Raw genomic sequence first — 10,293 nt, 5'->3', positions numbered from 1 at the left:
GCCGTCATCATGATGCTCCCACCCATCATCGTCTTCGCCGCCCTCAACAAATACTTCAGCGTCGGCGGCATCGGCGGATCCCTCGCAGGCCGCTAACAAACCGTCCTACGCCACTCAATCTGTCCTGCAGAACCGCAACTCCCGAAAAGGAACACAATGTCGTACTCGATCCAGCTGTACACCCTCCGGAACGCCATCCAGGAGGATCTGCCTGGAACCATCAAGAAGGTCGCGGACATCGGCTTCACGCAGGTGGAACCGTACAACTTCGTGGCCACGGCCAAGGAACTCGGCGCCGCATTGAAGGAGAACGGCCTCACGGCTCCTTCCGGTCATGCCCCGCTGTTGAGCCAGGACCAGGATGAGATCTTCGCGGCTGCCAAGGAACTGGGCATCACCACGGTGATCGATCCCTACCTCCCGGCCGAGCACTGGCAGTCCGCCGAGGACATCCAGGCCACCGCTGCCAAGCTCAACGCCGCGGCCAAGAAGGGCGCCGAGTACGGCATCCGGGTGGGTTACCACAACCACGCCTGGGAGCTCGAGTCCACCATCGAAGGGCAGACCGCGCTGGAGTACTTCGAGGGCCTGCTGGATCCGGAACTCGTCCTTGAGGTAGACACCTACTGGGCTGCCGTGGGCGGTCAGGATCCCGTGGAGCTCCTGGCCCGTTTGGGTGACCGGGTGAAGTTCATCCACATTAAGGACGGACCGGCCAACACCGACACCAAGGCCCAGCAGCCTGCCGGCCAGGGCACCATCGCGGTTCTGGACGTCATCGCCGCGGCCAAGTCCTTGGAGGTTGGCGTGGTTGAATTCGACGACTACTCCGGCGACATCTTCCAGGGCATCACCGAGAGCCTGAACTACCTCAACGCTGCAGCCGAAGGAGCCAAGGCATGAGTTTCGCACCCTCCACCCGAAAGGGCCCCGTCGGCGTCGCTGTCATCGGGGCGGGCAACATCAGCAAGCAGTACCTGGACAACCTCACGGTCTTCCCGGACCTGAAGGTCCTGGTCATCGCGGACCTCTTCGTCGAGGCAGCCGAGGCACGGGCCAAGGAATACGGCATTCCGGAATTCGGTGCGCCGGAGCTGGCGCTGAACCATCCCGACGTCGAAATCATCGTCAACCTGACCATCCCGGCGGCGCACGTCGAGGTAGCCACGGCGGCGGTCAACGCGGGCAAGCACGTCTGGACCGAGAAGCCTTTCTCGCTGGACCGCGAATCCGGGCTGGGGTTGCTCAAGGCAGCAGATGCCGCCGGCATCCGTCTTGGTACCGCCCCGGACACGTTCCTGGGCGCGGGCCTTCAGACTGCACGCCGCATCATCGAGCGCGGCGACATCGGCACTCCGCTGACCGGCATGACCACGTTCCAGACCCCGGGCCCGGAGTCCTGGCACCCGAACCCGGCCTTCCTGTTCCAGCACGGCGCGGGTCCCTTGTTCGACATGGGCCCGTACTACCTCACCGCCCTGATCCAGACCTTCGGATCGATCCGCAAGGTAGCCGCCGTCGGCTCCTCCGCCAAGGCGACCCGCGTGATCGGTTCCGGTCCCAAGGCCGGCGAGGAGTTCGCCGTCGAGGTCCCCACGCACGTGTCCGCGATGGCGCAGTTCGAGGGCGGCCAGTCCTCGCACAGCGTCTTCTCCTTCGAGTCGCCGCGCCTGCGGATGGGCTTCGTCGAAATCACCGGCTCTGAAGCGACGCTCTCGCTGCCGGACCCGAACTACTTCGACGGCGACTTGAAGCTGTGGCGTCCGGGCGCGGAAGAACCGGAGATCATCCCTGCCACCGGGCCGGCCAACGGCCGCGGCCTGGGCGTGCTGGACATGGCCCGCGCCCTCCGTTCCGGTGCCCCGCACCGCGCCACGGGAGATCTCGCCTACCACGTGCTGGACAGCATGGTCTCGATTGCGGAGTCCGTGGAATCGGGCTCGTTCGTGGACGTCACCAGCAACGCACCCGTTTCGGCAGCCGTCCCTGAGGACTGGGCACCGGAAACCGCAACTCTGTAACTGAGGAAACGAAAACATGACCACCCCCGCACACACTGACCAGAGCCCGGGTTCCCGGCAGCGCCCGTTGGGTGTGGCCGCGATCGGCTACGCCTTCATGGGGAAGGCCCACTCGAATGCGTGGCGGAATGTGGCCAGCTTCTTCGACGTCCCGGCCATCGAGCAGAAAGTGCTCGTTGGCCGGGACGCTGGTGCCGTCGCCGAAGCCGCCGCCAAATACGGCTGGGCCGAGTCCGCCACCGATTGGCGTTCCGTCATTGAACGCGACGACATCCACATCATCGATATCTGCGCCCCGGGCTGGATGCACGCCGAAATCGCCATCGCAGCGCTGGAAGCCGGCAAGCACGTGCTTGTCGAAAAGCCGCTCGCCAACACCCTGGGTGAGGCTGAGTTGATGGTGGCCGCGGCGGCTGCTGCGCGGTCCCGCGGTGTGCAGTCGATGATCGGATTCAACTACCGCCGTGTCCCGGCCCTCGCGTTGGCCCGCGAACTCATCGCCGAGGGCCGGCTCGGCACTGTCCGGCACGTCCGCGCCGCGTACCTGCAGGACTGGCTCTCTGACGCCGAGGCCCCTATGACATGGCGCCTCCGCAAGGAAACGGCCGGTTCCGGGGCGTTGGGTGATATTGCCTCGCACGCCATCGACCAGGTCCTCTACCTCCTGGGCGATGCCGTCACCGAGGTCTCTGGCCGCCTGCACACCTTCGTGACCAACCGCCCCGGCGCTGGCGGTCCCGCGGGCGGGCTCGAAGATGTCACGGTGGACGACGCCGCTTGGGCCACGCTGACCCTCGCCTCCGGAGCAATCGCCTCCGTGGAAGTCAGCCGCGTAGCCACGGGACAGAAGAACTCCCTCAAACTCGAGATCTACGGCGACAAAGGCACCATCCTCTTCGATCTCGAGAACCTGAACGAACTCGGCTTCCTGGATGCCACACTGCCCGTCCGGGAACAGGGCTTCCGCCGGATCCTGGTCAACGAGCCCGAACACCCGTACATGGGCGCGTGGTGGCCGCAGGGTCACATCATCGGCTGGGAGCACACATTCACGCACCAGATCCGCGACTTCCTCCTGGCCATCGAATCCGGTGAGGCGCCGTCGCCGTCGTTCGAAGAAGGCTTGAACGTCCAGCACATCCTGGCCGCCGTGGAAGAGTCCGCAGCCGCTAAATCCTCCATTATCCAGATTTCTGCAACCCCTCTTGAAGGAGCCTGACATGCCCCGCCCGTACACCCTGTTCACCGGCCAGTGGGCCGACCTCCCCTTCGAGGAAGTCGCGCGTCTTGCCTCGGGCTGGGGCTACGACGGCCTGGAAATCGCCGTCTCCGGAGACCACCTGGACGCCTGGCGCTGGGACGAGCCCGGCTACGTCGACTCCAAGCTCGCCATCCTGGAAAAGTACAACCTGAAGGTCTGGGCCATCTCCAACCACCTCAAAGGCCAGGCCGTGTGCGATGACCCCATCGACTTCCGCCACGAAGCAATCGTCGGATCCCGCGTCTGGGGCGACGGCGAACCCGAAGGCGTCCGCCAGCGCGCCGCCGAGGAAATGAAACACACCGCCCGCCTCGCCAAAGCGCTCGGGGTGGACACCGTCGTCGGATTCACCGGCTCCTCCATCTGGCAGTACGTCGCCATGTTCCCGCCCGTCCCGGAAAAAGTCATCGAGGCCGGCTACCAGGACTTCGCTGACCGTTGGAACCCCATCCTGGACGTCTTCGACGAATGCGGGGTCCGCTTCGCCCACGAAGTCCACCCGAGTGAGATCGCCTACGACTACTGGACCACCGTCCGCACCCTCGAAGCGATCGGCCACCGGCCCGCGTTCGGCCTGAACTGGGACCCCTCCCACTTCATGTGGCAAGGCATCGACCCCGTCTCCTTCATCTGGGACTTCAAAGACCGGATCTACCACGTGGACTGCAAGGACACCAAACTGCGCCCCACCGGCCGCAACACCGTCATGGGCTCCCACCTGCCCTGGGGAGACCCCCGCCGCGGCTGGGACTTCGTCTCCGCCGGACGCGGCGACGTGCCCTGGGAATCCTCCTTCCGCGCCCTCACCGCGATCGGCTACACCGGACCCATCTCCGTGGAATGGGAAGACGCCGGCATGGACCGCCTCCACGGCGCCCCCGAAGCCCTCGCCGCCCTGAAGAAGTTCGACTTCCCCGCCTCCCAAACGTCCTTCGACGCCGCCTTCAGCAGCAAGGACTGAGTCCCATGTCTGAAGCAAGAACGCCCGACGACGGCGGGTTCGTACCGCTGTTCAATGGCCTCAGCCTGGACGGCTGGCGCGCCGCGCCCCGGATCTATGGCTCGCTGTACCCCGGGGGCCCCAGCGTGCTGGACATCTTCGCTGAGGACGGCCGCGAGATCCCCGTGGAACCGGAAAAGCACCCGGCCCATTGGTTCGTGGAGGACGGTGTCCTGGTAGGCGAACAGGATGCCCCTGGCAGCGGCTATGGCGGATATCTGGTGACTGAGCAGGCCTACGGCGACTTTGAGCTGATCCTGGAGATGCGTCCGGATTGGCCTGCGGATACTGGCGTGATGCTCCGGCGCCGCCCGGACAGCTGGGAAGGATTCCAGGTTCTGGTGGATCACCGGCCGTCCGGCGGCATTGGCGGATTCTTCGGCAACGGACTGGCGAGTTTCTCTGCTGTGCCCTTCGCAGTAGACGTCGCTCGTGACGCGTCCGGAAAGCCCACCGGTCTGATCGCCGATGACCCTGCCACGTCTGTAGAACCCGTCACGGAAGAGAAGCGTGACCGCCTGAGCTACGCGGCCGACGTCGACGATTTCCTGAAGGCCTGGCGATGGGACGACTGGAACGAGCTGCGGATCCGGTGCGTCGGCGCCCTGCCGGTCATCACCACCTGGGTCAACGGGCTCAAGGTGGCCGAGGTCGATACCGCTACTTTGGACTCGCCCAACTACAACGCCGGAGACGTCCTGGACGTCTTGGGGGAACGCGGCCACATCGCCCTTGAAGTGCACGACAACGACTCGTACTTCGGCGAAGCCCGCTGGGGCGTCGGTGCGCAATGCCGGTGGCGGAACATCCGCATCAAGGAACTCACGGCGGTGTCAGCATGATTCGCACGCTTCAACCCGGTCAGCACTGCCAGGTGTGGATCGCGTCCCTGAGCGGCGAGTCCACGCTGGTTTACTCCACCGACGAGGTCTTGCTGGAGGCGCCGAACTGGGCTCTGGACGGCGCCTCACTCATCCTCAATGGCGACGGGAAGTTGTGGCGTTTCGATCTGGCTGCTGGCTCTCTGGAGCCCGTTCCGCTGACGGGCGTTCCTGACCTGAACAACGATCACGTCCTGGCACCCGACGGCGCGGGCATCTTCCTCTCCGCGAACGACGGCCACATTTACCGTGCTTTGTTGGACGGAGGACCGGTCACGCGCATCACCGAGGACGACGGCTCCTTCCATTTCCTCCACGGCGTCAGCCCGGACGGTGGACAGTTGGCGTACGTTGGCATCGAAGCGGGCGACTTCACACAGCCCGGCAGGCTGATGACCATAGCGTCCGACGGCGGTGCTGCCGCCCGCGTTGACGTCGGCGCCGGCCATTGCGACGGACCGGAATATTCGTCCGACGGGAAGTGGCTCTACCTGAACACGGAGTCCTTTTCGTCAGCGCCCGGTCATGCCCAACTGGCCCGGATCCGGGTGGACGGCAGTGACTTCGAGCAGCTCCTCGAATCCGACACCGTCGATTGGTTCCCGCATCTCTCCCCCGATGGCCGCTACGCCACGTACATCCGGTTCCCCACCGGAACGGAAGGGCACCCCGCCAACTTGCCGGTCGCCGTCGTCCTTGTTTCGACCGAGGACTGGACAACACCACAGCATACTTGGCCACTTTTCGGTGGCCAAGGTACCCTCAACGTCAACAGCTGGTCGCCGGATTCGGCGCGCTTTGCGTTTGTGGCGTACCCGATCACTGACTCATCAAAGGACTAAGCACGTGACGCTAGGCAATGGCACTTCTGACGGCACCATCCGCTGGGGAATCCTCGGCACCGGCTTCATCGCGGGCCTGCAAACGCAGGACCTGAAGGAGAACGGCTTCACGGTTCAGGCCGTGGGGTCCCGCTCACTGGACTCAAGCAAGGCGTTCGCCGAACAGTACGGCGTTGCTACGGCGCACGGCAGCTATGAAGACCTCGTTGCAGACCCGATGGTTGATGTGGTCTATATCGCCACGCCGCACCCGTTCCACCTCGCCAACGCGCTTCTGGCCCTGAACGCCGGGAAACACGTCCTGGTGGAGAAAGCGTTCACCATCAACGCACGTGAAGCGCAGGAGATTGTTGACCTCGCAGAATCCAATGGCCTCGTAGCGCTGGAGGCCATGTGGACGCGGTTCCTTCCGCACATGATCCGCATCCGCGAAATCATCCAGGCGGGCACAATCGGCGAGGTCCGGAAGGTGGTGGCCAGCCACAACCAGAGCCTCCCCAAGGATCCTGCCCACCGGCTGAACGATCCCGCTCTGGGCGGTGGCGCGCTGCTGGACCTCGGCATCTACCCGATCTCCTTTGCCTTTGACGTGCTGGGCACCCCTTCGGTGGTGCGGGCAAGCGCCACCATGACGGCGACAGGCGTGGACGGCCAGACGGCGGCGATCTTCGAGTACGCCGGTGGTCAGCAGGCCTTGGTGGATTGTGAGATGGACGCCGCCGGAGCGAACCGGGCGGTCGTGATCGGGACGGAAGGATGGATCGACATCGAATCCGTTTGGTACAACCCCGTTCCGTTCACCGTGTATGCCCTTGATGGCAGTGTTGTGGAGCGCTTTGATCAGCCGGTGAAGAGCAGGGGGATGCAGTACCAGGCAGCAGAGCTGGAGCGTTTGATTCGGTCCGGTTCCACCGCTGGAACCATTCTGCCGCCGAGTGAGAGCGTGGCCATCATGGCCGCCATGGACGAGATTCGCCGGCAGATCGGCTTGTGGTACGCGGCGGATGCTGTTGATTCGGAAAGTGCTGGTGTTTCGGAGGGTGCTGCGAAATGACGGATTCTGAGCGCATTATCGAGCTTCGCCAGCAGGAGGAAGAACTCGTTTTCGCGAGCTTCGACCAGCACGATGCCTGGCGCCTGGGCTCGTTGATCGCCAACCACGCCATCTCTTCAGAGTTTGGGGTTGCGATAGATATCCGCCGGCACAACATCGTGCTCTTCCGTTGTGTCCTGCCCGGTGCCACCGCGGACCAGGAAGAGTGGATCCGCCGGAAGTCAGCCTCGGTGCTGCGGTTTGAGCACAGCACCGCATTGCTGTCCGAAGAGTTTGCCGCTCGCGGTCACAGCCCGGTGGGCGGGGGTTGGCTTGCCCACGAGGACTACACCCTGGCGGGCGGCTCGTTCCCGATCCGCGTGCGCGGCGCTGGCGTGATCGGCGCGATCACGGTGTCCGGGCTGAGCTCAGATGAGGACCACCAACTGGTGGTGGACGGGATCCGGAGCTACCTGAAGACGGTGGGGGCTTAGGCCGTATCGACGAAGCCAATGCCGCCGCTTGTCACAAGGGTGCTTATCGGCGAATCCGCAATCGTGTGTCAGGGCAATCGAGGCTGAAGCTTTGCCCGATCTCCGATTTGCTGAGATACACGTGTGGGTCTGTAGGAATGGCACCACGGCCGCCGAGGAGTCGACTCACAAGGAGTCACAAGACTCACAAGGACTCACTGGATCTGCGATGATGAACCCCTTCCGCCCAACTGCCGGCGCCACTCCCCCTGAGCTCATTGGACGCGAAGGGATGCTTGACGAGTTCGAGTATGGGCTGCAGCTTGGTTCGGGCGCGCCTGGTTTGCTGACCATCATCACCGGCGCTCGTGGCATCGGCAAGACAGCACTGCTCAGCGCGGCCGAGGACAAGGCCGCCCAGCAAGGGTTGGTGGTCATTTCAGAGACAGCCACGGTTGGATTCGTTGGTCGGATCGGCGAGAACATGCGGGTTCACCTGGATGAGCTCGGCTCCGGCCCAACGGGCCGCAGAATCACGGCACTCGGCGTCGCTGGCTTCACTCTGACAACCCAGCTGCCTCCCGAGCGCCAAGTCGACTGGAGGCGCTGGGAAACCAGCTGTTGGGCCTCCTGGCCGAGAGAAAAACCGGGTTGCTGTTCACCGTTGACGAGATCCACTCCGCCGACCGCATAGAGCTGTCCCAGCTGGCTGCGGACGTTCAACACTTTATCCGTGACGGGCTGCCGATAGGTCTGATTTTCGTTGGACTGCCAGCGGCCGTCTCCGACCTTCTCAATGAGGGTGTGGCAACGTTCCTGCGCCGAGCGGAGCGCATCGATCTGCATGCAGCCGCCATCAACGAGGTCAAACGCTCCTACGCCAGCACCTTCCGCGACGCCGGCATCAATATCAGTGATGACCTGGTCCAGATCGCGGCGAACGCCACCGGAGGATACCCGTTCCTGATTCAGCTCATCGGCTACCAGCTCTGGCGGCAGGCCGAGATCAACAGCCTGGCACTTGGAGAGACTCACGTCGCCCAGGCCCTCGCTGCGGCAACACGCCGTCATGAAATGGCGGTAATTGAAGCAGCGCTCTCCACCACCTCGGACAAGGACAAAGATTTCCTCCTTGCCATGGCCCAAGACGACGGTCCTGTTGTCGCCGGTGACATCGGGAAGCGGCTCAACGCCAAAAGTAACGTCGTGGCCAACTACCGTGCCCGACTCATTGCATCCGGGCTCATCGAGGCACCAGCATACGGCAAGGTCGACTTCGCCATCCCCGGGCTGCGCGAGTACTTACGCAAAACGCGGGGCAAGTAATTCCGCTGGGTTCCTGGGAGCCAGTGAAGATGGACAGCAAGCCCGGCGCGCCCGAACCTAGCTCCAGCCCATATTGGAATTCGTCCAGAAGTCCGGAACGGCCGATGACTTCCGGAGGTGTGGCTCCGGCGGTGGGCCTAAAGGGGTCCCGTCGCCCACGCGACGGTTGGGAGGCGGGCCGGGGCCGTTCGAACTGCCGTCCTGCTCCGGGCTGCCCCTGACGCTGCGGCGCAGTCCAGTTGACGTCGGGGATCGACATCTGTCGCGTCAAAATGGCGATGCCCTGCCTGCACAGTGGGTGGAGATGGCGAAACCCCGGAGCACCCTCCGCCAGCCCATCACAAAAGGTAACCTCCCGCCGTCGTCCCCGGTACCGGCGCTTATTCTGGGCAGTAACTGCCCGATCGATCGCGAAGGAAGTCCATGCCCAGCCCCGAACACCCCCTTCGCAAGCTCGGATTCCTCACCATCGGCCTGTTCGACCCCGCCGACCCGGCTGCCGGCCACCGGTCAACGTTGGAGATCATCGAGCTCGGTGAGCAGTTGGGATTCGACAGCGCCTGGCTGCGGCACCGTCATTTGCAGTTCGGAATCTCCTCCCCCGTCGCGGTGATGGCCGCCGCCAGCCAGCGCACTTCCAGGATTGAGCTCGGTACCGCGGTAACCCCGCTGGGTTGGGAAAACCCCTTGCGTCTGGCGGAAGACCTGGCCACTGTGGACCTGCTCGCTGGGGGACGGATCAATCCGGGGCTGAGCGTGGGCGAACCGATGCACTACGACACCGTGAAGCACCATCTCTACCCGGATTCCGCAGATATTGAGGACTTCAGCTATGGCCGCGTTGAACGATTTGCCCGCTTGGTCGCCGGCGAAAAGGTCCGGGACTTCTCCGGCAAACAGGGCGTTGTGGAGGAATTTTCCAACCGGGTGGAGCCGCACTCTCCCGGGCTGCGCAGCCGCCTCTGGTACGGGGCGGGCAGCATGAAGTCGGCCGTCTGGGCCGGGGCGAACGGCTTCAATCTACTGTCCAGCAGTGTGATCTTCCCGGACAAGGATCAGGAACCGGACTTCGCCAAGGTCCAGCAATCGCAAATTCGGGCGTACCGCGAAGCCGCAGCAGCGTCTGGAAACGCTGCCCGGGTCTCGCAGGGCTTGGTGGTGATCCCCACTGATTCCGCCTCGACGGCGCAGCGGGAGAAGTACCAGCGGTACGTCGACGAACGCACTCCACGCACTCGGAAACCCCAAGGGCCGAAGGGCATGCTTTTCGCCCAGGATCTGATCGGCACCAGCGATGAAATCGCCGAGCAGTTGTACGCCCATGGTGGATTCCAGGAGGTCGACGAGGTGGCGTTCGCGCTGCCCTTCAGCTTTGACCATGAGGATTACGTGCAGATCCTCACCGACATCGCAGGAAAATTGGGGCCGGCCTTGGGGTGGAAGCCGGCAGGCTGAG

At 64.1% G+C, this 10,293-nt stretch carries 11 protein-coding genes and 1 pseudogene; all 12 read left to right on the top strand.

The window, feature by feature from the left end; translation table 11 throughout:
* Positions 1 to 96, top strand: a pseudogene (locus ACIQC5_RS23790) (carbohydrate ABC transporter permease); the annotation flags it as partial.
* 60 nt (positions 97 to 156) lie between these two features.
* The gene (locus ACIQC5_RS23785; RefSeq protein ID WP_400287626.1) at positions 157 to 903 is read left to right on the top strand and encodes a sugar phosphate isomerase/epimerase family protein; all 747 of its coding nucleotides are present in this window, start codon (positions 157 to 159) and stop codon (positions 901 to 903) included.
* Positions 900 to 2,021, top strand: a complete 1,122-nt coding sequence (locus ACIQC5_RS23780) for a Gfo/Idh/MocA family protein (RefSeq protein ID WP_400287624.1) — start codon at positions 900 to 902, stop codon at positions 2,019 to 2,021. The genes ACIQC5_RS23785 and ACIQC5_RS23780 overlap by 4 nt, the downstream gene beginning before the upstream one ends.
* A gap of 16 nt (positions 2,022 to 2,037) precedes the next feature.
* On the top strand, positions 2,038 to 3,240 hold the full coding sequence (locus ACIQC5_RS23775; RefSeq protein WP_400287622.1) for a Gfo/Idh/MocA family protein: 1,203 nt from the start codon (positions 2,038 to 2,040) through the stop codon (positions 3,238 to 3,240).
* Between the two features lies 1 nt (position 3,241).
* The gene (locus ACIQC5_RS23770) at positions 3,242 to 4,243 is read left to right on the top strand and encodes a sugar phosphate isomerase/epimerase family protein (RefSeq protein WP_400287620.1); all 1,002 of its coding nucleotides are present in this window, start codon (positions 3,242 to 3,244) and stop codon (positions 4,241 to 4,243) included.
* Between the two features lie 5 nt (positions 4,244 to 4,248).
* Positions 4,249 to 5,124, top strand: a complete 876-nt coding sequence (locus tag ACIQC5_RS23765; RefSeq protein ID WP_400287618.1) for a DUF1080 domain-containing protein — start codon at positions 4,249 to 4,251, stop codon at positions 5,122 to 5,124.
* Positions 5,121 to 6,005, top strand: a complete 885-nt coding sequence (locus tag ACIQC5_RS23760; protein WP_400287616.1) for a TolB family protein — start codon at positions 5,121 to 5,123, stop codon at positions 6,003 to 6,005. Before ACIQC5_RS23765 ends, ACIQC5_RS23760 begins: the two co-directional genes overlap by 4 nt.
* A 4-nt stretch (positions 6,006 to 6,009) precedes the next feature.
* Positions 6,010 to 7,059, top strand: coding sequence for a Gfo/Idh/MocA family protein (locus ACIQC5_RS23755; RefSeq protein ID WP_400287614.1), 1,050 nt, complete (start codon positions 6,010 to 6,012; stop codon positions 7,057 to 7,059).
* Positions 7,056 to 7,532, top strand: coding sequence for a heme-degrading domain-containing protein (locus tag ACIQC5_RS23750; RefSeq protein WP_400287613.1), 477 nt, complete (start codon positions 7,056 to 7,058; stop codon positions 7,530 to 7,532). The genes ACIQC5_RS23755 and ACIQC5_RS23750 overlap by 4 nt, the downstream gene beginning before the upstream one ends.
* A gap of 208 nt (positions 7,533 to 7,740) precedes the next feature.
* Positions 7,741 to 8,205 (top strand): hypothetical protein, encoded by a 465-nt coding sequence (locus ACIQC5_RS23745; RefSeq protein WP_400287611.1) that lies wholly within the window; start codon positions 7,741 to 7,743, stop codon positions 8,203 to 8,205.
* Positions 8,163 to 8,837, top strand: coding sequence for a hypothetical protein (locus ACIQC5_RS23740; protein ID WP_400287610.1), 675 nt, complete (start codon positions 8,163 to 8,165; stop codon positions 8,835 to 8,837). Before ACIQC5_RS23745 ends, ACIQC5_RS23740 begins: the two co-directional genes overlap by 43 nt.
* Positions 8,838 to 9,260: 423 nt before the next feature.
* Positions 9,261 to 10,292 (top strand): LLM class flavin-dependent oxidoreductase, encoded by a 1,032-nt coding sequence (locus ACIQC5_RS23735; RefSeq protein ID WP_400287609.1) that lies wholly within the window; start codon positions 9,261 to 9,263, stop codon positions 10,290 to 10,292.
* Position 10,293 lies beyond the last annotated feature (1 nt).

It is taken from the genome of Paenarthrobacter sp. NPDC092416, from assembly GCF_044755025.1.
GTDB lineage: Bacteria > Actinomycetota > Actinomycetes > Actinomycetales > Micrococcaceae > Arthrobacter.
Note: the sequence above shows the minus strand (reverse complement) of the source record. Positions and strands in the feature narration are given on the sequence as shown.